We start from the raw sequence: 23,193 nt of genomic DNA on the forward strand, positions 1-23,193 counted from the left end.
TGAGCGGCGCCGGGCCCCGGCGCGAGATCCCGCCGCTAGCGCCGCACCAAAGCACGCACGGCTCGTGCCGCCTTCGGGTGCCCCATGTCCGGCGCAACGAAATGCGCCACCTGGCGCGAGGCGAGGTCGACCGTCACGTAGTCGTTTGGCGCTTTCGTGTTGAGACCGTCGGACGCCGAGTGGTACTCGATCCGCAACTGCGCTGCGGTGACGACAATGCGCAGATAACCGTAATTGGTGTCGTCGTAGTTTTCCAGCACGACCTGGTCCGTAGTAGCCGACGCCGCCTGCATGATCTGCGGCGCGCGGATAGCGGGCGCACCTTGCGCGGCGAGCTTGATCAGACCGTGTCCGCCGTTGCCGCACACCAGGTAGGGAATCTGCGTGCCGTCCGCATTGCGCGTACGGGTAAAGCGCTGATAATTGTGGGCGTGACCGGAAAGAAACGCATGCGGCCACACGCCGTTGGCTTCGCAGATTTTGTCGATCTGCGCCAGCATGTCGACGCTCGATCCGTGACCCCCCGCGCTATACGGCGGATGATGATTCGCGATCAAGAGCGCGCCGCTGAACTTCTCGGCTTTGACACGCTTGAGCGCGGCGTCGAGAAAGTCGAGCTGCGTAGTCCCGATCCTCGGGTCCGCAATGACGCCGGGATCTTCGAGCGTGTTGCTGTAAATCACCAGCACGCGCATGAACGGCGCCTCGAACGTGAAGAATACGCCCGGCTGGATTTGCGCCGTGCGCGACAAGCCGCCGGCTTCGGGTGTCACGGCGAAGCTCTCCGCGCAAAAATTTCGCAGATACGCGGTGAGACTGGCGGCGTGCGCCTCGGGCGACACCATGCCGTCGTGGTTGCCGGCGCAGGCGAGGATCGGCGCCGGATAGTTCCGATACGGTTCGTAAAACTGATCGTAGTAGTACTGGCCTTCGCCGAAGTTATAGACCACGTCGCCGAGCAGCAACGCGAATTGCGGCACCTCGCTGGCACTGGCTTCATTGAAGTCGGCGGTCAATTTGTCGGCCACTTCGTTCTGGGTGGTCGGGCCCTTCGTGCTGCCACAATCTCCCAGCGCATGAAACACCAGTTGTCCGGCGGCTGTGATTCTGTCGATGGCGGTTGCATTGCCGCCCATGACGTCAGCGAGCGTGAGCTGGGGCTCTACGCCGCCTCTGGGTGCGGGAAAGGGCAACGGAAACAGCTTGTGCTCCGCATTGAGTAAGTCGATTTCCTTGTAGGCCGCGTCGTCCGATGGATGGGGCACGCGAAACACCGTTGGATCGGCGGTCGGTTGAGGCTGTGCGAATACGGGCCTGTCCAGCATCCGTGGCCGGAGCGCTGTGGCGGCGGCAGTTTCCGCCGGCTGCTTCGTGCCGCTGGCGAGTGCGGCGGCTTTTTTGCCGGATGCCGCGGTTTTGCTGGACGACTGTCGTTTGCCTTCTGTTTTCGCCGTGCTTTCTTTTGCCTTGGCTTTGGACTTCGACTCGCGTTTTGTCGACATGAGCGCCTCTTGAAGAGTAAGCGGGTGACAGGTCGGCGGTTTGCGCCGGTCTATCCATCGAACCCTACGACACGCGTTTTGCGGAAAAGTGTCAGGCGGTGTCGAACAGGGGCGCCGCGCTCTTCGACGCTGCACGCGACGTGCGGCGGGACTGGCCGCAAGCAAGTTATGTCGCGCGATGTCACGGCCCGTTCGAACCGCCCGAAAACCCCCGTCCTGTGGACCTCTGCCGCGGTGAAACGGGGTGACATATCTTCGCTGCTGATTAAGTCCGCGGGTCCTTCTATAGTCCGTTCGTCGCCACGCCGCAGTGCGCAAAAGTGGCCCGAAATCAGGAAGGACTTTCCATGAAAAACTGCTCGTTCATCGTTCCGGCCAGCGCCGCATCCCGGGCCCTCGTGACGACCGCCGCATCCGCACGCCGCGCGCTGTGCAAGCTTGCGCTCAGTGCAGCCGTGGCCGTACTCGCGCTCGGCAGCGGGTCGGCCTTTGCCTGGTCGCAGCATGGCACCGCCTACACATCACGCGGCACTTACAACGGTGCGCGTTACGGCTCATGCGGCGGTGGCAGTTGTTCGCATGCCGGGGGCGTGGCCGGCCCCTACGGCGGTTTGGCGACCAACACGGGCACGGTGACCCGAACCGCCCCAGGCCAGTTCTCGAATTCAGGCACGGCGACCGGACGTTACGGCAACCAGGTCCAGCATGCCGGCGACACCAATTGCGCGGGCGGCACCTGTTCGCATACCGGCAGCCTTACCGGACCGGACGGCAAAACCGCCACTACATCCGGCGATGTGAGCAGAACGGCGCCAGGCCAGTATTCGTCGTCCGGATCGATTACGGGCTCGAACGGCAACACGGTCAACCATTCGGCGTCCACCAACTGCGCCGGCGCTTCATGCTCACGTTCGGGCACGGTGACCGGGTCTGACGGCGGCACAGTGAATCACTCCGGCACGGCCACGCGTGTTGCGCCGGGTGTCGTGACGACGTCGACTAGCGCGACGGGCACACGCGGCAACACGGTGACGACAAGCGGGACCGTGGTGACCACGGGTGTGGTCGCGACGGGCAGCACGACGGTCGTGGTGGCACCGAAGCCGGTTGCCGTCGTACCGCCTCCGGCTGTAGTTGTGCCGCCGCCGGCTGTGGTCGTACCGCCTCCGGTTGTGTATGTGCCGCCGCCTCCGGTGGTTTATGCACCGCCGCCGCCCCCGCCAGCCGTATATGTTGCGCCGCGCGTTGTTTATGTGGCGCCCGTGCCGCGTCCGGTTGTGTGGGTGCCGGGGCACTGGGTGGGTAACGTCTGGGTGCCGGCCCACTGGTCATGAGTGAAAACCTGCGAGCGGGAGCCAGCGGCGAGGCCGGCCCTCCCGGTCCGCCGTGGATGAGCGGGCAGGCAAACGCGCGCACGCCCCGGTCGCGTTTCAACGCGCTACACAGGTGGACGTTTTTCAAGGTGGCCACGCTGGCAGCGATGATCGTGGCGATGGGTGTGGCGATTGCAGTAGGAGAGGACGCAGCTCGCACTGAAACGTATAGCGCGCATCGAGCGATTGAACATCGACAGGATTGTTCGACGAGATACGCGGCATTGCTCGATCTTGCAGAATTGGCGAGACGCGACGGCAAGTCGTCCGAGGTCGTGGTGCGCGGGTTGAGCGATCGCGGCGGCGTAATGAGTGAATGTTTGCCGGCCGGCAAGCGCGCCGGGGCGGGGTAGGCGCGCGAATGGCGCAACGGCCATTCGCGCTTGTCAGAAGGGCTGTTTCAGCCAGGAACAGCCCCGACTCATGGCCACTGACTCGTGGCAGTTTATTGGCTATTGGCGGCCCTGCTGTTGAAGATACTGTCTGACGTCGCTCAGGCTCACACTCCCCTTGTGGCTTGAATCGATCTGGTCGAAGTGCTTGGCGACATAGCCGAGCCCCGCGGCCTGGGCCTGGGTTTTCGTGACCGCCGCGCCATTGCTAAGGGCCGTATTTGCGCCCAGCCGCGCTTCGAGCCGTTGCTGGGCTTCCTGCTGCAGGGCCGTACCGGTCGACGGCGCGACCGGCGCTACACGGTTTTGAGGAAAGAAAGGCCCGTCGACACCTCTCGCTCCGCTTGGCGGTGTGGCTGGCGCCACCGCTTGCGGCGGTAACGCGTGCGCGCTGCCAATCAGGCATCCGAGGACGAGTAACGGGGACACACGCCGCAACATATCGAAAAGGGACATGATGACTCGCATTGATTGAGTGAATAGAGTATCGCGAACGAGGCGTATCGCGTCAGTTCAGTCAGGGTGCCGTGGCTTGCGCTGTAGCGGTCGCGGTCGGCTGACTGGCGGGGCTCTCGTCGCGCCACGGCGGGGGCAGCGTCCAGAGCGCGAGCGCATCCGGAATCGGCGTGCCCCGATAGAAGCGCACCAGATCCCGTTTCATTCGCGGCCGGGCGACGTCGTCCAGATAGATCATATGCCCACCCTGGAAGAAGTTGACCTGTAAGTCCGGTTTCAGGCCGGGCACCGTTTGCAGCCGCGCCAGTTGTTTCTCGGTATTCAGGAACGGTGTGGCGAGATCATGAAAACCGTTTTCCGCCAGCACCTTGAGTTGCGGGTTGAGCGTCAGCGCACCCAGCAGATCGGGGATCGTGTCGGGCAGGGGTTGCCCGTCATGCGAGAAGTCCCACACGTTGATGATGTTGTCGTTCAGCGGCAAGTAAGTCGCGTTCGGCGCGGTATATCCCAGGTAGTCGGGCATCTGCGTCGCCAGCGCCGTAGTGAACGGCTGGGAGATCAGGATGTCGGATGGGTCCCCATCGTTTTGCAGACGCGGATCCGAATTCGGCAATGACACGCGTCCGTCGTAGCGGCCGATTGTCGTGCCGGGCAGGAGGCTCGTCGAGAACGGGTTCGCGCCGAAGTAACCCCGCAGCGCCTGGGTGGTCAGACTGGATGGGAAGGTCCACGCCTGAAGCGTTTGAGCACTGGGAAACACTGGCGTACCGAGCGCATCCGGTATGCCGAGTTGACTGAGCACCCACGATTGCGAATACCGCCTGAACTGGTTGTACGCAGCCGTGACGAACAGGCTGGTCTGGAGTGCGTACAGATCCTGATTGAGCGGCGCCGGCGACACCTGGTTGTAGTAGGCAGCGACTTCCGCGTAGCCGGGGAAATACCCCGCCAACGTATCCGTATCCAACGCCAGTGCGCTCGTCGAGTCGGTAATGGCGACAGCCTCGATCGCATCCGCGAAATAGTTCAGGATTGACGACTGCAGGACGATGCCCGTCAGATGCACGCCGGCCGATTCGAGCGCCAGTGCGAGCATGTCGGTGCGAGGCGTGCCGTAAGACTCGCCATACAGATAGATCGGCGAACTGCTGCGGCTGTTGACCGTCAGATAGCGCTGGATGAAGTCACGCATGATGTTGACGTCTGCGTCGGTCGTCCAGAACTTCTGGTTCGTATTCGGCAGAATCGCCTCCGAGAGACCTGTTCCGGGCGGATCGATGAAGACCATATCGGTGGTGTCGATCAGGCTGTCCTTATTGTCGACGATCGGATAGTTCGGCCAGTTCCCGAACAGCGGGTCGGGCGTCGCGACCCGCGTCGGCGCGAACGAGCCGAGCCGCAGCCAGATCGAAGCGGAGCCGGGGCCACCGTTGTAGACAAACGTGACGGGCCGCGGCGAGCCGTTGGTACTCGGTGCGGTGTATGCGACATAGGACATCGTGGCTTCGGGGTTGCCACTTGCATCGGAGGCCGTCAGATGGCCGGTGGTCGTGGTGTAGTTAATCGGCGTTTTGCCCAACTTCCACTGGTAGTGCATGATCGCAGCCTTCTCCGAGGCCTGAGCCGGCGCGAGGCCATCTGTGGCGTTGCCTGAATAGGCGACCGGATCGATATAGGTTTGATTGGCTCTCGATGCTTGCGCGGCGGCCTGTTCGGGGGTGAGTTGCTGATTCGCTGCAGTCTGCTGCATGCTCACAGCCGTGCCTGAGGAAGAAGCGCCGTCGCCTCCGCCGCAGCCTCCGAGAAGCATGATTGCGACCGCTAAGGTTCCCATGGCCGGCAGCCTGCCTTGACGATAGTGGCGATGGCCGGTAAAACGCTCGTCTCGTTTCATCTCTGTCCTTGGTGGTGGGTTCAGATACCGTTTCACAAAGGCCGCTCGCGCCGGAAAGAAATATATCGGAGTTCGAAATATTGACGGTGAATCATTGGCGTACAGCGGTTGAGACCAACATGCTTCAAAGCGCATAGATCTGTGTCTCTATGCGGTATGCGTAGAATAACTAAATATCTGGATTAGATATTCCGATGCTTTGGGGGATGTGTTTCCTTAATCGGATATTCGTATATTGGCGGCAGAAGAAAAATAGGTGACGCGGCCGGAGTTTGTCAAGGAGCTGCCGAATTTCCGTAACTACAACTTCGGAAAGTTGCACCTCAATGCGCGCGTGAGTCAATCCGCCTATGGGCGGAGCTGGTTTGAGTTAATCAGCTATTTATTACGAAATTAAATGTTTTTGTTTGTTAATCGTAATAATTAAATTTCCAGGCCCGCCTGATCCCGTTGCAGAAAAATCGTCCCCGCGATGGGATTAAAAACGTAAGCAGGGATCGGCTTGAAACCAGGCTGCGCCCCAAGCTGTTGTGCAGGGTCGACACCCAGGCTTATCGCCGGGTCTTGTTGTCATTGCCGATGGACGGTCATTCGGTTTTTTCCTGCCCCAGCGGGAAGCGGATCTCGAATGTGGTCCCAACGCCCTCGTGTGACGAAAAGTCGATCTGAGCGTTCAACAGGTGGCAAAGCTCCTTGACGATCGCGAGGCCTAAGCCCGTGCCAGGAATATCGTCGCCCGCAGCGCGTTCGAATTCGTCGAAAACCCGGTGTGCATCCGAAGGTGCGATACCCACGCCGGTATCCGACACGCGAATCAGCCAGTGCTCCGCGCCGGCCGTTGCGAAGGCCAGTTCGATCTTGCCGGACTTCGTGTACTTGGTTGCGTTGGAGAGCAGATTGACGGCAATCTGCTTGAGCTTGAGACGATTTGAGGTCGCCACGGATAGTGCCGGGTCGAACGTCGAGTGCAACTTGAGCCCCTTCGCCTCGATGGCGGGGCGCGAAGAGGCGACGAGTTCATCGTAAAGCGCGCGCAACTCGACCTGTTCGCTTGCGAGTGGCGTGTCGTCGCCGAGCACGACGGAGTACTCGACCATCTGGTCGACGAGTTGCTTCATATCCGCGGCCTGCCGCGTAGCCAACGCCAGCGCGGTCTCTGCTTTTGCGGGCGCGCGCCCGATCAGTTGCAGCGCGATCGAAAACGCGTTCAGAAAATTGCGCAGATCGTGGACCACGCTACGCGTGATTTGCATGCGCGATTCGTAGAGATCGCCGACCAGCCGCTGCTTGAGCATCAGTTCGTGATTGACGCGCTCGAGTCTGCCGGTGTACTCGTCGATCTTGCGATCCCGTTCGCTGACCGCCTCCTTGATCGACGTGAGCGTCACCATGCTGAGGGTTTCGGCCACCATGCGCCGCGCCCGGCTTTCGTGGCGGCGCGTGAATGTGCTGTCCTGGTTCGCGAATTCTTCGAGTGCTTCATCGAGCACCTGGTGAAACAGGTCGAGTTCGCGGACGAGCTCTTCGATCCGATAGCCCTGGCGCCAGCGGACTATGCCGTGTTGTCTCGCATCGCGTTCGATCGCCGGCTCGACGCGTTCGAGATCTTCGACGTCGAGCGCGCGGCACAGTCCTTCAAGAATTTCCGGCAGATGATCGGCCAGTTGCTGGTACGTGAGCTTGTCCGCCTCGACGAGATCGACATCGCCAAAAACGGTCTTCATCCATTGTTCGGTCAGGCGGGTTCGCTGATCGCGAACGAAATCGGCAAATTTGCGCAGCGGGCTAAGGCGTGTGTCGGTCATAGTGGGTGCGTCGGGGTGAATTTTCCACCCCATTATCACCGCAATTTTTGCCAGTGGAACATCTCTTGCAGAAGCGTGGCCAACTGAACAGCAGGTTTGACGTAACCGCGGCTGGCGCTCGCCTTCAAGCGGCTCCTTGCCCGGCAATCTTTGCCGTTCGGGCACGGGCAAGCAAGGGCAACGGCTTGGCCTTACCGACCACGAATAGACACGACAGGGCGCCGACCACGCATAGCGATCCGGCAACCATCAGGGGAATCACAAACGAACCCGACTCGAAGCTGGCGTTTTCGGCACCGACGGCGGCAGCGACCGCGAGTGGCGCGAACGGGGCGCACTTATGCACCAGTGTACTTTTGGCACCACGCCCGTTTATTTTTTTGACGCGGTATTTATTTTCGATGTCTTATCATCGCACTATCCTTTTCCGATAGCGCTCTTCGTAAGACGCGCTCGCGTAATCCAATTGAAAACCACACAGTAGTCAGTAAGTGCAATTGGCAAATCATTGCAATGCGCCACACGCAATAACCGACTAACCAACCGACGATATCGAATTTTTGTGGAACCGGCATGGCAACCGCATCGCACCGGCGTGCCAGTGCGTTGCCTGTCCTTCGCGTGTCTCGTTGGCAATTTGCGCGCTCGCCAGCGGTATCGAACGTACATCGCGGATTGGATTCACCACTGCTTAATCACGGAGCCAACAAGTATGAAAAAGTCTTTACTCGTGGTCGCGCTCTCGGGCGCCTTTGCTATTTCGGCGCATGCGCAAAGCAGCGTGACGCTCTATGGTCTTATCGACGCGGGATTGATCTACACGAATAATCAAGGCGGCCATAGCAACTGGCAGGAAGTGAGCAGCTCGACGCAGAACACGGTGTTCGGCCTCAAGGGCTCGGAGGATCTCGGTGGCGGCCTGCATGCGGTCTTCAAGCTGGAACAAGGCTTCCTGCTGAATAACGGCGCTCAGGCTTTCTCCGGCGACGGTTTCGGTTCCCAGGCGTGGGTCGGTTTGCAGAGCGATCCGTATGGCACCCTCACGTTCGGCCGCCAGTTTGACGTGATGAACGATCTTGTCGGACCGCTTACGGCGGAGTTCAACACGTGGGGCGGCAACATGGCCGCGCATCCGTTCGAAAACGACAACCTTGCCGGCAACTCGGTCGTTGTGAACAATACGGTCAAGTACACGAGCCCGACGTATAGGGGCGTCACCTTCGAGACGATGTATGCCTTCAGCAACCAGGCAGGCAGCTTCGCGAACAACCGTTCATACGGTTTCGGCGTTTCCTACACGCAGGGGCCCGTCAATCTTGCGGCCGGCTATCTGCAATTCAACAATGCGGGCGGCGCTGCGGGCGGCGCCGTGACCACGGGCGACACCAGCGCGAATTTCCTTGCGCAACGCCAACGTATCTGGTCGCTGGGCGGCAACTACACGTTCGGGCCGGCTACCGTCGGCCTCGTCTGGAGCCACACGCAACTGGACAACGCGTCGGGCGTCTTCTCGTTCGGAACCGGCACTTACCTCGGTGCAAACGACCCTTCCGCCGGCAGCCTGAGCGGTTCGCTGCGTCTCGACAACTACGAAGCGAACGTCAAGTACGCGCTGACCCCTGCGTTGAGCCTGTCGGGCGCTTACACCTATACGCACGGCGCCTATAACGGTTCGTCGCCGGGATGGAATACGGGGATGCTTCAGGCCGACTACTCGATCAGCAAGCGCACCGACTTCTATCTTGAAGGCGTCTATCAGAACGTGCATGGCGCACCGGCCGACTCCGTACTCTCGCACGCGATGATTAACACGCTGTCGCCTTCGTCGTCGAACTCGCAAGTGGCCGTCACCGTGGGGATGCGTCACGCATTCTGAGCGGTCTCGCTGACTTCGCTTGCCTCACGTGAGGCAAGCTTGCATGACGGATGCCTCGGCGTTGAAGGGCATCCGTCATGCCGGACTTTCTGCGTGACCGTCTGCCTTCAGGAAGTCGACAAATACGCGCAACGGCGCCGGCAAATGACGACGGCCCGGATAGTAAAGAAACGGCCCGGAAAAGCGCTGCCACCATGGCTCCAGGATAGGCTCCAGGGCGCCGCTATCTAGATGCGGGCGCAACATGTCCTCGAACAGGTGAATCACCCCCACGCCCGCGACAGCCGTGCTGATCGCCAGGTCGATTGCCGCGCCCGGTCTCACGAGGAGCGGTCCCGACGGATTCACCTGGAGCACCTCGCCGTTCTGCTCGAAGTACCAGGTCGGCGTCGCGCCGCCGGCAAATTGACCACGCAGGCAGGCGTGGGCGAGCAGGTCGCGCGGATGTTCGGGGCGGCCATGGGTGTCGAGATAGTCCGGCGCCGCGGCCGTAGCAAAACGCTGCACACGTGGCCCGATTGGAATCGCGATCATGTCCTGCTCGAGCCGCTCGTCATAGCGAATGCCTGCGTCGCAGCCGATTGCCAGCACGTCGACGAAGCCGTCCTCCACCACAACTTCCACGCGTATGTCCGGATAGGCCTTGAGGAACCGGGGGATGACGGTCGGCAGCACGATGCGTGCGGCGCTCGAGGGGACGTTGAGTTTGAGTGTGCCGCTCGGTTTGTCTCTGAACCGGTTCAGGACGTCCAGCGCGGCTTCCATTTCGCTGAACAGGGGCGTGAGCTTTTCGATCAGACGCAGTCCCGCTTCGGTTGGGGCCACGCTGCGAGTGGTTCGGTTGAGCAGGCGCATGCCGAGTTTCGACTCGAGACGGCGCACGGCAATGCTCAGACTGGACGCCGAGACGCCGCTGACGCGCGCGGCATCGCGAAAGCCGCCGGCACGGGCGACCGAAACGAAGGCGGCAAGATCGTTGAATTCCATGTTCATTGTTCAAAATGTTTAACAACCCGTGCAATCTAGACCGGATTATCGAACAGTGCAATCGTCGCCATACTGCCGCTCAACCCCTCACATCAAGGAGCGCACCATGTCGAACTTCAATCGCACGGACACTTTTCCGCTGGCCGGCCATCTCGTGCAACGCATGGGCTATGGCGCCATGCAACTGGCCGGCCCCGGCGTATTCGGACCGCCCAAAGATCGTGAAGCGGCAATCGCGGTGCTGCGGGAAGCGGTGGCATCGGGCGTCAATCACATCGATACAAGCGATTTCTACGGCCCCCACATCACCAACCAGTTGATTCGCGAAGCGCTGCATCCCTACCCGGACGACCTCCTGATCGTCACCAAGGTGGGTGCGGTCCGTGGTGACGATGGCGCGTGGTTGCCGGCGAGCGAACCGGAAGATATCGAGCGCGGGGTTCAAGACAATCTGCGCAATCTTCGCGTCGACGCACTCGACGTCGTCAATATGCGAATCATGGGCAGCGTGCATGCACCCGCCGAAGGATCGATTGAAAAACAGATCGCGGCGCTTGCCGAACTGCAACAGCGCGGGCTGGTTCGCCATATTGGCTTGAGCAACGTGACGGCAACGCAGGTGGCCGAGGCGCAGAGATTCGCGGAGATTGTCTGCGTGCAGAATCACTACAACCTGGTTCACCGCGAAGACGACGCACTGATCGATGAACTGGCGCGGCAGGGGATTGCCTATGTGCCGTTCTTCCCGCTGGGCGGATTCACGCCGATCCAGTCCTCGGCGCTGTCCGCGCTCGCGCAACGGATCGGTGCGACGCCCATGCAGGTGGCGCTTGCATGGCTTCTCCACCGCGCAGCCAACATTCTGCTGATTCCGGGCACCTCGTCGCTCGGACATTTGCGCGAGAACATGCAGGCGGCACGCTTGAGTCTGACCGACGATGCGCTCGCTGAACTGGACGCGATCGGCGCGAGGCATGAGGGAAAATAGACCCGGATAGCAAAGCGGGCGCAAACGGTGGTACAAGCGTGGCTCAACCCGTTCTGCGCCGACTGACCCGCATAACTCCCACGCGCTTTTCACATTGCCACTGACTCCGCGATGCAGTCCCGCAGCCATTGATGCGCCGGGTCGCGATGAGAGCGTTCATGCCAGAGCATCGCCATTTCGTAACCCGGCACTTCAACCGGCGCCTCGACGATTTTGAGCGCACTGTTGCCGCGCACCAGGCGCGCAGGCAGCATCGCCACGAGGTCGGTGTCCGCCAGAACCGACTTCATGAACAGGAAGTGCGGGACCGAGAGCACGACCCTGCGCGCGAGACCCACCTCGGCTAGCGCGTCATCCGTAACGCCGCTAAACCCGCCGCCGTCCGGAGAGACAATCACATGCTCCAGTTTACAGAACTGCGCGAGCGTTGGCCGTCGCTTCAGACGCGGGTGATCCGCGCGGCCTACCAGTACGTAGCGCTCCTTGAACAGCACCCGCCGGCGTAATCCGGGTGGCGCGCCTTCGCTGGTATGGAAGGCCAGATCGATATCGCCCTGTTCCGCCTGCTTCGCGATGCGAGGTGGGACAGCCTCGACGATCGCCAGCCGGGTACCAGGCGCCGCCGCGCGCAAACCGGCGAGCATGGGTAGCAGAATCGTCGATTCGGCGTAGTCGGTGGCGGCCACGCGCCATGTATGGTTTGCTTCGGCCGGATTGAACGGGCTGGCCGGCGCCACCGCGTGCTCTAGTGCGTCGAGCGCCTGGCGCAAAGGCTCACGCAGTTCCTCGGCTCGCGCGGTGGGACGCATGCCGCGAGGTCCCGGCAGCAACAAGGGGTCGCCAAAGATATCCCGCAGCTTGGCAAGATGCACGCTCACCGACGGTTGAGAAAAGTTCAGGCGTTCCGCCGCACGGGTCACGTTATGTTCCGATAGCAGAACATCGAGCGTGACGAGCAGGTTGAGGTCCAGTCTTCTGAGATTATTCATGGCAATACCTGACATATTGGCAATTCATTTCCAATATACCGGACACAGACCTATCGTACTGTTTTCTCTTAACGGAGTTCAGGTCATGAATGTTCTTCTCGTCTATGCACACCCGGAACCCCGGTCGCTGAACGGCTCGCTCAAGGATTTTTCGGTAAAACGTCTCGAGGGCGCCGGGCACGTCGTTCATGTCTCCGATCTGTACGCCATGAACTGGAAAGCGTCGCTCGATGCAAACGACAGCCTGGATACGCAACCCGGCGCACGTTTCGATCCTTCTCTCGACTCGAAACGCGCCTATAGCGACGGGCGGCAAAGCCAGGACATCGCACTCGAGCAGGACAAGCTGAAGTGGGCGGATGCGGTGATTCTGCAGTTTCCGCTGTGGTGGTTCTCGATGCCCGCGATCCTGAAAGGCTGGGTGGAGCGTGTCTATGCCTATGGTTTTGCGTACGGCGTGGGGGAGCACTCCGACGCACGCTGGGGTGACCGTTACGGGGAAGGGTCCATGGCCGGCAAACGGGCCATGCTGATGGTGACAACCGGGGGCTGGGAGTCTCACTACAGCCCGCGAGGGATCAACGGACCCATCGACGACGTGTTGTTTCCGATTCAGCATGGGGTGCTGTATTACCCCGGTTTCGACGTGTTGCCGCCGTTCGTCGTTCATCGGACCAGCCGGATCGATGCAGCGAGGTTCGCGGAGATTTGCGACGCGCTCGGACAACGGCTCGATGACCTGTGGAACACCAAGCCGATCGCATTTCGCCCGCAGAACGGCGGGGCGTACGACATTCCGGCGCTGACGTTGCGATCCGACGTTGCACCGGGCCGGGTGGGTTTTTCAGCACACGTTGAATAGACGCGTCGCCGTCGCTGTATTCGCTTTGCAGGGAGCCGCGCCGCATCGCGCTTCGGCTTGGGCCGCTCCTGCTCGCCGGGAGTGGCGCGAGGCTGACAGAACCGTATGCTTCGCTGAAATTTGGTTGTAAGTCGTCGTTGTTAGAGTCGTTGTCAGCGTTTTGCCGCCAGATGCCAGACAGTGTTCGTCGAACACATAGAAAGGGGAGAGCGACAAACCATGAAAATGACTCGTGTGTTCTGGCTCATTCTGACGCTGCTGTTCACCAACCCGGTTTGGGCGTTTCAGTCCAGGGTCGTGGCCATTCCCAGTGCGGCCATGCATAAGTCGTTCGACGCGACCGTGGTGCTGCCGGACCAATACACGCATGGCAAAGCCGGCGATCGTTTCCCGGTCGTCTATCTGCTGCACGGCTCGGGTGGCGACTATACCGACTGGACCGCGAATTCGCATATCGGCAAGCTCGCCGACCGCTATCACGTGATCCTCGTCATGCCGGACGGTGGTCACGAGAGCTGGTATATCGATAGCCCCGTCGATCCGCGCAGCCGTTACGAAACCTATATAGGCACTGAAGTTGTCGCTTATATCGACACGCATTTCCGCACGATTGCGACGCGCCAGGCGCGCGCGATTACGGGCTTGAGCATGGGCGGGTTCGGCGCCTTGCATATCGCGCTGCATCGGCCCGACGAATTTGGCGCCGCGGGCAGTATTAGCGGGGCAGTCGATCCCCGCGGGTGCGAGGATGAACCAGGCATCGACGAGGTGTTTGGCGATCCGGCGCGTCATGCCGACTTCTGGAACAACGAGGCGATCGTCGAAAACGCCCGTAGTCTGGCAAATGCGCATATTGCATTGACGATCGATTGCGGCGTGAATGACTCGCTTGTTCAGTCGAACCGGATGCTGCATGCACGGCTGGTTGAATTGGGCGTGCCGCATGACTACGCGGAGCGGCCAGGCGGACATACATGGGAGTACTGGTCGAATGCGGTGCAATACCAGGTACTGTTCTTTGCCAGTTCGTTCAGGCGTAGTGGCGCGGCGGCGCAGGCGTGAGGCGTGAACGGGGCAACCCGCGAATGAAGGCCAACGGCTGTACTCAAGACCCGCTTCATCCGATCCCGTCCAACGGCATCACGAGAGGGCGGAATGCTCGCCTAGAAACTGGCAGACCGTGCGATGCAATGCCTTCACGCCGGGGCTCGACTCGAGCGCGCGCCAACAGCCATGCACGAGGCCCGTTCCGATCCATAACCGGCCCTCGCCACCGGCCGCGTTGACGCGTTCGACAAATACTCTCGCATCGTCGCGCAACGGATCGTGTTCGACGCCGACGGCAAGCGTCGGCGGCAGTGCGTCGAAACGCGTTCCATCGAGCGGTATCGTCCACGCGGGATAAGGCGCGTGGTCACTCCCGTGTTCGCCCCAATATAGATCGCGAAACGCATGCACGTCCGCCAGCGTCAGCATGGGCGCGTGCGCTTCGGTTTCCCGCGCGGGCATCTGCGGCTCGGTGCCGAGCATCGGATAAACCAGTGCAAGTCCGCTTACGCCCTGAACCCCGTCGTCGCGTAGCCGCATGGCGACACTGGCGGCAAGATTGGCGCCGGCACTGTCTCCCGCCAGTTGCAGGGTGCTTCCCGCTAGCGAATCAAACGGCAGCCGGTCGTTCAAGGCGGCTAGCGTAACTTCAAGGCAATCGTCGTGGGCGGCTGGTGCGCGGTGTTCGGGCGCTAGCCGATAATCGACCGCAATCACATCGAGCCCGGTGTCCGCGGCAATACGTGCGGTTATGATCTGATGACTTTCCAATGAGCCGAGCACGAAGCCGCCGCCGTGAAAGTACAGGACGGTGCCGGTCGGCGTCCCGCTCGCTTTTCCACGATTCCGATAGCGCCGCAGTCTGATCGGATGCCCGGCGCTCGCCTGGAACACGGCGTCTTCGGCGATCACGTCGGCGGGCAAAGGTGGCGTGAGCGCTGCTGCATAGCGCTCGTAAATCGCGCGCTGCTCACTCGGCGGCAGGGACGTGGAATGCCCTGCATAGATGGCGGCGGTTCGTTCGATGAACGCGGCGATCTCCGGTTCAAGCATGCTTGCTGCCCTCAGTTTCATTGCGTGGCGTCTTGACCGGCAAACCGATCACGCGGCCCGCAAACCTGGCCGCCGGCAACGCGGTATGCGCTTGTGCCATTGCTCGAACACGGCCCTCGACGTCGGGGTCGAAGGCAACAGCGCGCGGACCAATGGTATCGACGTGCAACAGCATCTGTTCGCCGGCGGCCACCGGCTCGATACCCTCGTCGGCAAACATCTCGAGGTAAAGGTGCAGCCGTTTGGCATCATGCCCAAGCACGCGCATATCGACGCGAACCTGCGCGCCTTCCTTGATTTCATGCAGGTAGTTGATATGCGCTTCGAGCGTATAGATCGAGCGGCCGCGTTCCCTGCGCACCGGATCGGGCAGCCCGATTACGTCGATCAACGCGTCAGTCGCGAAGCTGAAAATCAGCATGTAGAACGCGTCGCGCAAGTGGCCGTTGTAATCGACCCATTCGGCGCGCACGGTATCGCGATAGCAGGGCAGTGGAGCGTGATCCGGCATGGGCAAACGTCTCCTTCATCAATATGAGTTGCATCGGCCGCTGCGGGAGCGCAAGCGGCCTGCACAGCGGTATGCTTGCCGGCACCCGGCCGCGTCACTCCGAGGGAAGCAAGCCATGCCGGGCTTTGGCTTCCTCGATCGCTGCCAGCACGCTCGTAATGCAATCGTCCCGGTAGCGTTCAAGCTGCTTGATCGAGCGCGGCCCAACCTGTTCGGAGGTTCCGGCCACCACCCGATCGATCAGTTCGTCGGTCAGGCGCGGCGCTACCAGTTTAGTCCACGGCAGCTCCAATGCCGGTCCGAACTGCTGCATGAAGTGCCGCATGCCCGCGTCGCCGCCCGCCAGCGTGTAAGTCAGGAACGTGCCCATGAACGACCAGCGGATGCCTGCGCCAAAGCGGATCGCGTCGTCGATTTCACCGGTAGTCGCCACGCCTTCATTGACCAGATGCAGCGCTTCGCGCCACAACGCTTCGAGCAGACGGTCGGCGATAAAGCCGGGTACTTCCTTGCGAACGAGGAGCGGCCGCATCGACAGTGACTTGTAGATCCGCATCGCGGCGTCGATGGTTGCCGGCGCGGTGAGTTCTCCGCCCACCACTTCGACGAGCGGCAGAAGATACACCGGGTTGAACGGATGGCCGACGATGCAACGCTGCGGATTCACCGCGCGTGCGTAGAAATCGCTCGGCAGCAGGCCGGAAGTAGACGAAGCGATGATCGCGTCCGGCTTTGCTGCGCGACTGATCTGCTCGTGCAGCGCGAGCTTCAATTCCTCGCGTTCAGGCGCGCTCTCCTGAATGAAGTCCGCCTGCTCGACACAGGCTTCGATCGTCGCGACGAAACGCAACCTTTCCGGCGTCGCGCCCGCGGCGAGACCGGCACGCTCCAACGCCGGCCACGCGTTCGCGATGTTCTCGCGCAACTGTTTTTCCGCGCCGGGAGCGGGGTCCCAGGCGACGACGTCGAGCCCATGCGCAAGCGCGCGCGCCACCCAGCCGCTGCCGATCACGCCCGCGCCGATTGCCGCAAATGTTTTGATATCGACGATCACTGCCATTGCTGATATTTCCTTTGCCTATGAGTTCTCAGATACCGCTGCGCACGCTATCCGTTCGCAACGGACAAGCGGCATGCTCATGCGTACTGTCCCGCCGCACGCCGTTCCAGTTGCCGCTCGCCGCGCGCGGGCAAGCCGAGTTTGCGGCGGCCTTCGGCGGGTGTCAGCGCGCGGCCGCCGAGCCGTTCGATGATCTCGACCGCGCGTTGCACCAGCGTGCCGTTCGTTGCGTGGACCCCTTTGTCGAGCCAGATGTTGTCTTCGAGACCGACGCGCACGTGGCCGCCCAGCAGCATCGCCTGCGCGACCATCGGCATCTGCATGCGGCCAATGCCGAAACCGGCCCATTGCGCGCCAGCCGGCAGGCTGTCGGCCATCGCTTTCATCGTCGTGGTGTCGGCGGGAGCGCCCCATGGAATGCCGAGGCAGATCTGAAACAGCGGCGGCGCGTCGAGCAAACCTTCCTTGAGCAGTTGCTTCGCGAACCATAGATGTCCGGTATCGAAGATCTCCAGTTCCGGCTTTACGCCAAGTTCCTGGATACGCTGCGCGCCGGCGCGCAATTGCGCGGGTGTCGACACATAGATGTAGTCGCCATCGCCGAAATTGAGCGTGCCGCAATCGAGCGTGCAGATTTCCGGCAGCAGTTCCTCGACGTGCGCGAGCCGCGTCAAACCGCCGACGAGGTCCGTACCGGCGCCGAAGCGCATCGGATCTTCGCCGGGACCGATCTCGAGATCGCCGCCCATGCCCGCCGTCAGGTTGATGATCACGTCGGTGCCCGACGAGCGGATCCGGTCGACAACCTCGCGATATAGCTGCGGGTCGCGGCTGCCGCGGCCGGTTTTCGGATCGCGCACGTGGCAGTGTGCAACGGTTGCGCCGGCCTTTGCGGCTTCGATAGCGGCTTCGGCGATCTGCTTCGGTGTAACGGGAATGGCCGGATGCTTGCCGACCGTATCGCCCGCGCCGGTGACCGCGCAGGTCACGATGACTTCATGGTTCATGCGTGCTGGTTCCTGTGGATTGAGATGTGCAACTCGATGGATTGAGGCGGCGGCCGAGCGGGCGCGCACACCTGGGCGGCCCCACCTAGGCGGCCCCATCAAAGTCCGAGATAGGCTTTCACCGCCGGCAAGCCGTCCTTACCGTCGTAGGTCTTCACGCCGGCGAGCCATGCATCGAGCACCTGCGGGTTCTTCTTCAGATACGCTTTGGCGGCATCGGCGGGCTTCTCCTTGTTCATCACCGATTGCATCACCACGTTTTCAAGTTGCGTCGAAAAACGCAGGTTGCTCACGAGCTTGCCCGCGTTCGGACAGCGCGTCAGATAATCGGGGGAGGTCAGCGTATAGACACGTGCCTCGCCGTCGTTCGGACCAAATACGCCATCACTCCCGGTGAGGTATTTCATGTCGATTGTGATATTCATGGGATGCGGTTCCCAGCCGAGGAACACGACCCATTTCTTCTCGCGAATCGCGCGATCCACCGACACCAGCATGCCCGCTTCACTCGATTCGATCAGCTTGAAACCGCCGAGGCCGAACTGATTGCTGGCGATCATTTTCTGAATCGCCGCGTTCGCGCTGCTGCCGGGTTCGATGCCATAGATCTTGCCGTCGAGCTGGTCGCGGTGTTTCGCGATGTCGGCGAAAGTTTTCAGACCCGCGTCGTATTCGTAGCTCGGCACGGCGAAGGTCGCTTTAGCGCCGGTCAGGTTAGGCGGTTGCAGCACCTGGATCGATTTCGACTCGACGAAGGGGGCAATCGCCTTTTCCTGCACGGGCCACCAGTAGCCGAGCGACACGTCGAGCTGTTTGCTCTTCAGGCCGGCGAACGAAATCGGTACCGACGCGACGGTCGTCACGGGCTGATAGCCCAGCCCCTCGAATACGGTCGACGCGAGCGCGGTGGTCGACGTGATGTCGGTCCAGCCGATGTCGGCAAAATGCACCGCGCGGCAGGTGGCGGGATCCTGTGCGAGGACCGGCGACGCGGCGGTGACGGCCGCCAGACAGACCAGACAGGCAAGCAAGGCTTTGACGCGTAACTTCATGACGTTCCCTCTTCTGACACGTTAAACAGCGTGTTTCGAAACAGCCGCGCCGAGCAAAGCAGGGCGGCCTCCGGACTTGCGCCGCATGGTGCGGCATTGCGCGATCTGATATTGAGTCATGCACTGAGCTGGACCTGTGCATCGTCCGCACTGCACGAGTGACGTAACGTTAATGCCCCATATTCCCGCCAAAGCGACCGTCTGCGACCCGTTCTTGCTCCCATGCGACAACGAGGGAAAACCAGCATCGGTCGTCATTGCGGTGCAGCATCGACGGGGCCGGTGAATTTTGGTGCGCCTTGCCGCATCGCGCGCTGCTTGCTACGCTCGCCCGGAATCCCCGCGTGGCGCCCGAGGTTTGTGTCCCTCATGCACCTCTGAGCGCCCCTAAGTGCCACTAAGTGCCACTAAGTGCCCCCGTAAGTTCCTGATCGAGTCTGTGCACGATGCCCGAAGATATGTCGTTCCTGCTGCTGCCTGGCTTCTCGGCGATCGGCTTCATGTCGGCGGTCGAGCCGTTGCGCGTGGCGAACCGCTTTCGCGGCGATCTCTACCGCTGGCGCATTCTGAGTCTCGATGGCGCGCCGGTCGCGGCCAGCAACGGCATTTCGATCAATGCGGATGCGGCAATCGCGAACGTCGACGCGGCGCAGACGGTATTCGTGGTCGCGGGATTCGAGCCGCTCGCCTGCTATACGCGTGAGCTCGGCGATTGTCTGAAGCGGCTCGAGCGCGGCGGCGCGACGCTCGGCGGCATCGATACGGGCAGCTTCGTTCTCGCGGAAGCCGGGCTCCTCAGCGGTGCGGATAGCGTGACAGTGCATTGGGAGGCGCTGTCGGCCTTTCGCGAGCGCTATGCCTCGTTGAACGCAAGCCAGGAGCTGTTCGAAATCGGCGCGCGGCGCATCACCTGCGCGGGCGGCACGGCGTCGATCGACATGATGCTCGACCTGATCGGCCGCAAGCATGGCGCAGCGTTGGCTTCCGCGGTCTCGGAGCAGTTTGTCGTGAGCCGGATCCGGCAGCGTTCGGACCATCAGCGTATGGAAATCGCAGCGCGTTACGGCGTGCACAACCGCAAGCTGATTCAGGTGATTGGGGCAATGGAACAGCATATGGAGGAGCCGCTGACGCCCGACCAGCTCGCGGACGAGATCAGCGTGACGCGGCGGCAACTGGAGCGGCTGTTCTGCGCGTCGCTGAAAGACACGCCGACGCACTTCTATCTGCAACTGCGCCTCACCCGTGCGCGCGAGTTGCTGCAACAGACCGACATGTCGATCACGTCGATTTGTGTCGCATGCGGGTTCGAGTCGCCTTCGCATTTTTCCCGAACGTATCGGGCGCGATTCGGCGTCAGCCCGAGAAACGACCGGCAGGTGACAGGCGGCAGAAACGGCGGAGCGGGGCTGCCGTCGGGCGAGACAGCGCCGGCTTCGGCTTTATTGTCGGGCTTTCAATGACCTTTCGTGATAATTGTGTCGCTTTTAGCAACAGTGAATTCGCTTATTAGGGGTTTACCCTAGGTCGGCCGACTCCTAGACTGTGTCCACTGGCTGCAAACAAAAGCGTTTGCGGCGCGGCAAAAAACAATCTCTGGAGGTAGTCGTCATGAAATCCCTGATCGAAGCTGCTGTTATCGCTGCTCTTATCACTGCGCCGCTCGCGGCTTTTGCGCAATCGAACCAGCCGGTCACCCGCGCTCAGGTCCGCGCTGAGTTGATTCAACTGGAAAAGGCCGGTTACAACCCGGCCACCGCGAACGTCGACGACTATCCGGCAAACATTCAGGCAGCCGAAGCGCGCGTCGCCGCACAAAACGGCAGCGGTTACGGTTCGGCCACGAATGGCTCGTCGCAAGCAGGCAGCCGCACTGAAGTGACCCCGAGCTCGTACTCGGTTCCGGTTGCAAACTTCGGACACTAAACAGCGGTCGTGTGAGCGATAGCCTCGCACCCGTCTGATAGCTGATTGATGTCGTTGGACAGCGGCCCCGCCTTCACTTCAATGTGAAAGCGGGGCCGCTTTGCAATTGAGCGCTGAGCGAAGCAATGGGCTCCTTGACCTCGCGCGGGCGCTTAGCCCTGAACGGCAGTCAACTGCCTGAGTTGCTCCAGCAATTCGAGAGACGGTCCCACACCCCTTCCATAATCTCCACACGCAGATTCGGCCAGCGCGCGAGGACGCCGCTCACCGCGAGCGGCAGCACGAGCGTCGCAATGCTTGCCACCGCGCCGACGCGAGTCGTTCCTTTCGCGAGACTGCGCATCGCGTCGATTTCCTCGCGCGCGTGATCGGCTTCGCGTTGCAGCAGGGTGGCGTGCGGCAGCAGCGCGCTGCCGATCGCCGTAAGCTGCATGCCCTTCGAGTGCCGTTCGAACAGTGGCGCACCGACCTTATCGCACGCTGCCTATACGGTGAGCCAGGGCGGTGGAGGGACGACGCCCGCGCCAGGCATTGGGCAACTCGGTGTGATGGCCGGCATTCGCCATTCGTTCTGAGAAAGGCATTGCTATCACGCTCAAGATAAAACGGCCACGTCGGAGATTCCGACGCGGCCGTTTTTGCCGTTCTTGCGTTAGATTCCGCCGACGCACATGTACTTGATTACGACGTAGTCGTCGATACCGTAGTGCGATCCTTCGCGGCCGAGGCCGGATTGCTTGACGCCGCCGAACGGTGCGACTTCGTTGGAAATCAACCCGGTGTTGATGCCGACCATGCCGTATTCGAGTGCTTCCGCGACGCGCCAGACGCGGCCGATGTCGCGGCTATAGAAGTACGATGCGAGGCCGAATTCCGTATCGTTGGCGAGGCGGATCACTTCTTCGTCCGACGAGAAGCGGAACAGCGGCGCGAGCGGCCCGAAGGTTTCATCGCGCGCGACCTTCATGGCCGGCGTGACGTCCGCAAGTACGGTCGGCTCGAAGAAGCCATGGCCGAGCGCATGCCGTTTGCCGCCGGTGACGATGCGTGCGCCTTTGGCGAGTGCGTCTTCGATATGCGACTCGACCTTGAGCACGGCGGCTTCGTTGATCAGCGGACCTTGCGTGACGCCATCTTCGGTGCCGCGGCCGACCTTGAGTTGCTCGACGGCAACGCGCAGTTTTTCGGCGAACGCGTCATAGACTTTATCGTGTACATAGAAGCGGTTCGTGCAGACGCAAGTTTGACCGCTATTGCGATACTTCGACGCGATGGCGCCCGCGACGGCCGCGTCCAGATCCGCGTCTTCGAAGACGATGAACGGTGCGTTGCCGCCGAGTTCGAGCGACACTTTCTTGACTGTCGGCGCGCACTGCGCCATCAGCAGGCGGCCCACTGGTGTCGAACCGGTGAAGGACAGTTTGCGCACGATCGGGTTGCCGGTCATTTCCGCGCCGATTGCTTTCGGCTCGCCGGTGACGACGTTGAACACGCCGCGCGGCACACCGGCGCGTTCGGCGAGCACGGCGAGGGCGAGTGCTGATAGAGGTGTGGCTTCGGCCGGTTTGACGATGATTGGGCAACCGGCGGCGAGTGCGGGGCCGACTTTACGGGTGATCATGGCTGCCGGGAAATTCCACGGCGTGATGGCCGCGCAGACACCGATCGGTTCTTTCGTTACGACGATGCGCTTGTCGCCTGCCGGCGTGGGGATGGTATCGCCGTTGACGCGTTTGCCTTCTTCCGCGAACCATTCGAGGAACGAGGCGGCGTAGAGGATTTCGCCTTTGGCTTCCGCTAGCGGTTTGCCTTGTTCGGTGGTGAGGATTTTTGCCAGATCGTCGGCGTTTTCCAGCATCAGGTTATGCCATTTACGCAGGATCGTGGCGCGGTGTTTGGCGGTGGTGGCGCGCCATGCCGGCCATGCTGCGTTGGCCGTGTCGATTGCGCGGCGGGTTTCGGTGGTGCCCATGCGGGGCACGGTGGCGATTGTTTCGCCGGTGGCTGGGTTTTTTACTTCGAAGGTGGCGCCGTCGTCGGCGGGTTGCCATTCGCCTGCTATGTAGGCTTGGGTTTTTAGAAGAGTGGGGTCTTGGAGGGTCAGCGTTGGCATTTGGGTTTTGCTCCAGGGTTTTGGGGTTTAAGGTTTGGGCCTGCCCGGCGGGTTTGTTGTCTGGTTTTGTTTGGTGGAGTCTTGCTTTGTTCGTGGTCTGTTCTGTTGTTGGTCTTTTGGCCTTTCCTTGCTTTGTTATTGGTCTATTAGCGTTCCCCCTGTGCGGGGGGGCACCTACTGAACCTGTCCGCATTTTTGTGTGCGAGGCGGTTAGCGGAGTTACCCGCGTGCGTTGGTAAAACGCTCTCCAAACAGAATCGCGAACTGGTTCATGGCTGAGGACCAGTCGAATGCCGCCCG

At 61.5% G+C, this 23,193-nt stretch carries 20 protein-coding genes and 1 pseudogene; 8 read left to right on the top strand and 13 right to left on the bottom strand.

Annotation, left to right across the window (positions count from 1 at the left end; genetic code table 11):
* Nucleotides 1-35 precede the first annotated feature (35 nt).
* Nucleotides 36-1,502 (bottom strand): metallophosphoesterase family protein, encoded by a 1,467-nt coding sequence (locus AC57B6_RS05805; RefSeq protein WP_496420819.1) that lies wholly within the window; start codon nucleotides 1,500-1,502, stop codon nucleotides 36-38.
* 347 nt (nucleotides 1,503-1,849) lie between these two features.
* On the opposite strand from AC57B6_RS05805, the gene AC57B6_RS05810 reads away from it, so the two are divergent.
* Complete coding sequence (locus AC57B6_RS05810) at nucleotides 1,850-2,836, top strand: hypothetical protein (RefSeq protein ID WP_496420820.1); 987 nt, start codon at nucleotides 1,850-1,852, stop codon at nucleotides 2,834-2,836.
* Nucleotides 2,833-3,228, top strand: a complete 396-nt coding sequence (locus AC57B6_RS05815) for a hypothetical protein (RefSeq protein ID WP_253044985.1) — start codon at nucleotides 2,833-2,835, stop codon at nucleotides 3,226-3,228. Before AC57B6_RS05810 ends, AC57B6_RS05815 begins: the two co-directional genes overlap by 4 nt.
* Nucleotides 3,229-3,327: 99 nt before the next feature.
* Here the strand turns inward: AC57B6_RS05815 and AC57B6_RS05820 are convergent, their stop codons facing one another.
* From AC57B6_RS05820 to AC57B6_RS05830, 3 genes are all read right to left on the bottom strand, one after another.
* Nucleotides 3,328-3,723 (bottom strand): hypothetical protein, encoded by a 396-nt coding sequence (locus AC57B6_RS05820; protein WP_028198246.1) that lies wholly within the window; start codon nucleotides 3,721-3,723, stop codon nucleotides 3,328-3,330.
* Between the two features lie 61 nt (nucleotides 3,724-3,784).
* On the bottom strand, nucleotides 3,785-5,617 hold the full coding sequence (locus AC57B6_RS05825; protein WP_496420821.1) for a S10 family serine carboxypeptidase-like protein: 1,833 nt from the start codon (nucleotides 5,615-5,617) through the stop codon (nucleotides 3,785-3,787).
* Between the two features lie 587 nt (nucleotides 5,618-6,204).
* Nucleotides 6,205-7,422 carry a sensor histidine kinase gene (locus AC57B6_RS05830; RefSeq protein WP_030100214.1) on the bottom strand — a complete coding sequence of 406 codons (1,218 nt, stop codon included), beginning with the start codon at nucleotides 7,420-7,422 and terminating at the stop codon, nucleotides 6,205-6,207.
* Between the two features lie 712 nt (nucleotides 7,423-8,134).
* Here AC57B6_RS05830 and AC57B6_RS05835 point away from each other — a divergent pair.
* On the top strand, nucleotides 8,135-9,298 hold the full coding sequence (locus AC57B6_RS05835; protein WP_028198242.1) for a porin: 1,164 nt from the start codon (nucleotides 8,135-8,137) through the stop codon (nucleotides 9,296-9,298).
* A 75-nt stretch (nucleotides 9,299-9,373) separates the two neighbouring features.
* Here AC57B6_RS05835 and AC57B6_RS05840 read toward each other — a convergent pair whose 3' ends face one another.
* On the bottom strand, nucleotides 9,374-10,285 hold the full coding sequence (locus AC57B6_RS05840) for a LysR family transcriptional regulator (protein ID WP_281664964.1): 912 nt from the start codon (nucleotides 10,283-10,285) through the stop codon (nucleotides 9,374-9,376).
* Nucleotides 10,286-10,391: 106 nt separating this feature from the next.
* Here AC57B6_RS05840 and AC57B6_RS05845 point away from each other — a divergent pair, with 106 nt between their 5' ends.
* Complete coding sequence (locus AC57B6_RS05845; protein WP_496420822.1) at nucleotides 10,392-11,273, top strand: aldo/keto reductase family oxidoreductase; 882 nt, start codon at nucleotides 10,392-10,394, stop codon at nucleotides 11,271-11,273.
* 89 nt (nucleotides 11,274-11,362) lie between these two features.
* Here the strand turns inward: AC57B6_RS05845 and AC57B6_RS05850 are convergent, their stop codons facing one another.
* A complete protein-coding gene (locus AC57B6_RS05850) occupies nucleotides 11,363-12,277 on the bottom strand; it encodes a LysR family transcriptional regulator (protein WP_496420823.1) in 915 nt (304 codons plus the stop codon).
* A gap of 70 nt (nucleotides 12,278-12,347) precedes the next feature.
* Between AC57B6_RS05850 and AC57B6_RS05855 the strand changes: the two genes are divergently transcribed.
* Entirely contained in the window at nucleotides 12,348-13,124 is a 777-nt protein-coding gene (locus AC57B6_RS05855; RefSeq protein ID WP_496420824.1) for an NAD(P)H-dependent oxidoreductase, read from the top strand.
* 219 nt (nucleotides 13,125-13,343) lie between these two features.
* Nucleotides 13,344-14,186 (top strand): alpha/beta hydrolase, encoded by an 843-nt coding sequence (locus AC57B6_RS05860; RefSeq protein ID WP_028198236.1) that lies wholly within the window; start codon nucleotides 13,344-13,346, stop codon nucleotides 14,184-14,186.
* A gap of 78 nt (nucleotides 14,187-14,264) precedes the next feature.
* On the opposite strand, the gene AC57B6_RS05865 is transcribed toward AC57B6_RS05860, so the two are convergent.
* The 5 genes from AC57B6_RS05865 to AC57B6_RS05885 all read right to left on the bottom strand — a co-directional run bounded on the left by AC57B6_RS05865 (nucleotide 14,265) and on the right by AC57B6_RS05885 (nucleotide 18,854).
* Complete coding sequence (locus AC57B6_RS05865) at nucleotides 14,265-15,224, bottom strand: alpha/beta hydrolase (protein ID WP_496420825.1); 960 nt, start codon at nucleotides 15,222-15,224, stop codon at nucleotides 14,265-14,267.
* The gene (locus AC57B6_RS05870; RefSeq protein ID WP_144193678.1) at nucleotides 15,217-15,735 is read right to left on the bottom strand and encodes a thioesterase family protein; all 519 of its coding nucleotides are present in this window, start codon (nucleotides 15,733-15,735) and stop codon (nucleotides 15,217-15,219) included. The genes AC57B6_RS05865 and AC57B6_RS05870 overlap by 8 nt, the downstream gene beginning before the upstream one ends.
* Before the next feature lie 94 nt (nucleotides 15,736-15,829).
* On the bottom strand, nucleotides 15,830-16,795 hold the full coding sequence (locus AC57B6_RS05875; RefSeq protein WP_144193679.1) for an L-carnitine dehydrogenase: 966 nt from the start codon (nucleotides 16,793-16,795) through the stop codon (nucleotides 15,830-15,832).
* A gap of 77 nt (nucleotides 16,796-16,872) precedes the next feature.
* Entirely contained in the window at nucleotides 16,873-17,802 is a 930-nt protein-coding gene (gene cdhC, locus AC57B6_RS05880; protein ID WP_144193680.1) for a 3-dehydrocarnitine:acetyl-CoA trimethylamine transferase CdhC, read from the bottom strand.
* 98 nt (nucleotides 17,803-17,900) lie between these two features.
* Nucleotides 17,901-18,854: a choline ABC transporter substrate-binding protein gene (locus AC57B6_RS05885; protein ID WP_496420826.1), complete on the bottom strand. Its 954-nt coding sequence runs from the start codon at nucleotides 18,852-18,854 to the stop codon at nucleotides 17,901-17,903.
* A 446-nt stretch (nucleotides 18,855-19,300) separates the two neighbouring features.
* On the opposite strand from AC57B6_RS05885, the gene AC57B6_RS05890 reads away from it, so the two are divergent.
* Both AC57B6_RS05890 and AC57B6_RS05895 read left to right on the top strand, forming a co-directional pair.
* Entirely contained in the window at nucleotides 19,301-20,317 is a 1,017-nt protein-coding gene (locus AC57B6_RS05890; protein WP_106352387.1) for a GlxA family transcriptional regulator, read from the top strand.
* A gap of 148 nt (nucleotides 20,318-20,465) precedes the next feature.
* The gene (locus tag AC57B6_RS05895) at nucleotides 20,466-20,780 is read left to right on the top strand and encodes a DUF4148 domain-containing protein (protein WP_106352388.1); all 315 of its coding nucleotides are present in this window, start codon (nucleotides 20,466-20,468) and stop codon (nucleotides 20,778-20,780) included.
* 196 nt (nucleotides 20,781-20,976) lie between these two features.
* Here AC57B6_RS05895 and AC57B6_RS05900 read toward each other — a convergent pair.
* Nucleotides 20,977-21,255, bottom strand: a pseudogene (locus AC57B6_RS05900) (LysR family transcriptional regulator); the annotation flags it as partial.
* Between the two features lie 177 nt (nucleotides 21,256-21,432).
* Nucleotides 21,433-22,893 carry an NADP-dependent succinate-semialdehyde dehydrogenase gene (gene gabD / locus AC57B6_RS05905; protein ID WP_496420827.1) on the bottom strand — a complete coding sequence of 487 codons (1,461 nt, stop codon included), beginning with the start codon at nucleotides 22,891-22,893 and terminating at the stop codon, nucleotides 21,433-21,435.
* Nucleotides 22,894-23,193 lie beyond the last annotated feature (300 nt).

The sequence above is a fragment of the Paraburkholderia sp. BGA-UO-ETr-F12 genome, assembly GCF_059567945.1.

Excerpts from the sequence above, each read along its gene's own strand:
- AC57B6_RS05885 (WP_496420826.1), bottom strand. The coding sequence starts at position 18,854 with ATGAAGTTACGCGTCAAAGCCTTGCTTGCCTGTCTGGTCTGTCTGGCG.
- AC57B6_RS05820 (WP_028198246.1), bottom strand. The coding sequence starts at position 3,723 with ATGTCCCTTTTCGATATGTTGCGGCGTGTGTCCCCGTTACTCGTCCTC.
- AC57B6_RS05890 (WP_106352387.1), top strand. The coding sequence starts at position 19,301 with ATGCCCGAAGATATGTCGTTCCTGCTGCTGCCTGGCTTCTCGGCGATC.
- AC57B6_RS05870 (WP_144193678.1), bottom strand. The coding sequence starts at position 15,735 with ATGCCGGATCACGCTCCACTGCCCTGCTATCGCGATACCGTGCGCGCC.
- AC57B6_RS05875 (WP_144193679.1), bottom strand. The coding sequence starts at position 16,795 with ATGGCAGTGATCGTCGATATCAAAACATTTGCGGCAATCGGCGCGGGC.
- AC57B6_RS05805 (WP_496420819.1), bottom strand. The coding sequence starts at position 1,502 with ATGTCGACAAAACGCGAGTCGAAGTCCAAAGCCAAGGCAAAAGAAAGC.
- AC57B6_RS05865 (WP_496420825.1), bottom strand. The coding sequence starts at position 15,224 with ATGCTTGAACCGGAGATCGCCGCGTTCATCGAACGAACCGCCGCCATC.
- AC57B6_RS05825 (WP_496420821.1), bottom strand. The coding sequence starts at position 5,617 with ATGAAACGAGACGAGCGTTTTACCGGCCATCGCCACTATCGTCAAGGC.
- cdhC (WP_144193680.1), bottom strand. The coding sequence starts at position 17,802 with ATGAACCATGAAGTCATCGTGACCTGCGCGGTCACCGGCGCGGGCGAT.
- AC57B6_RS05840 (WP_281664964.1), bottom strand. The coding sequence starts at position 10,285 with ATGGAATTCAACGATCTTGCCGCCTTCGTTTCGGTCGCCCGTGCCGGC.
- AC57B6_RS05850 (WP_496420823.1), bottom strand. The coding sequence starts at position 12,277 with ATGTCAGGTATTGCCATGAATAATCTCAGAAGACTGGACCTCAACCTG.
- AC57B6_RS05810 (WP_496420820.1), top strand. The coding sequence starts at position 1,850 with ATGAAAAACTGCTCGTTCATCGTTCCGGCCAGCGCCGCATCCCGGGCC.
- AC57B6_RS05860 (WP_028198236.1), top strand. The coding sequence starts at position 13,344 with ATGAAAATGACTCGTGTGTTCTGGCTCATTCTGACGCTGCTGTTCACC.
- AC57B6_RS05830 (WP_030100214.1), bottom strand. The coding sequence starts at position 7,422 with ATGACCGACACACGCCTTAGCCCGCTGCGCAAATTTGCCGATTTCGTT.
- AC57B6_RS05835 (WP_028198242.1), top strand. The coding sequence starts at position 8,135 with ATGAAAAAGTCTTTACTCGTGGTCGCGCTCTCGGGCGCCTTTGCTATT.
- AC57B6_RS05845 (WP_496420822.1), top strand. The coding sequence starts at position 10,392 with ATGTCGAACTTCAATCGCACGGACACTTTTCCGCTGGCCGGCCATCTC.
- gabD (WP_496420827.1), bottom strand. The coding sequence starts at position 22,893 with ATGCCAACGCTGACCCTCCAAGACCCCACTCTTCTAAAAACCCAAGCC.
- AC57B6_RS05855 (WP_496420824.1), top strand. The coding sequence starts at position 12,348 with ATGAATGTTCTTCTCGTCTATGCACACCCGGAACCCCGGTCGCTGAAC.
- AC57B6_RS05815 (WP_253044985.1), top strand. The coding sequence starts at position 2,833 with ATGAGTGAAAACCTGCGAGCGGGAGCCAGCGGCGAGGCCGGCCCTCCC.
- AC57B6_RS05895 (WP_106352388.1), top strand. The coding sequence starts at position 20,466 with ATGAAATCCCTGATCGAAGCTGCTGTTATCGCTGCTCTTATCACTGCG.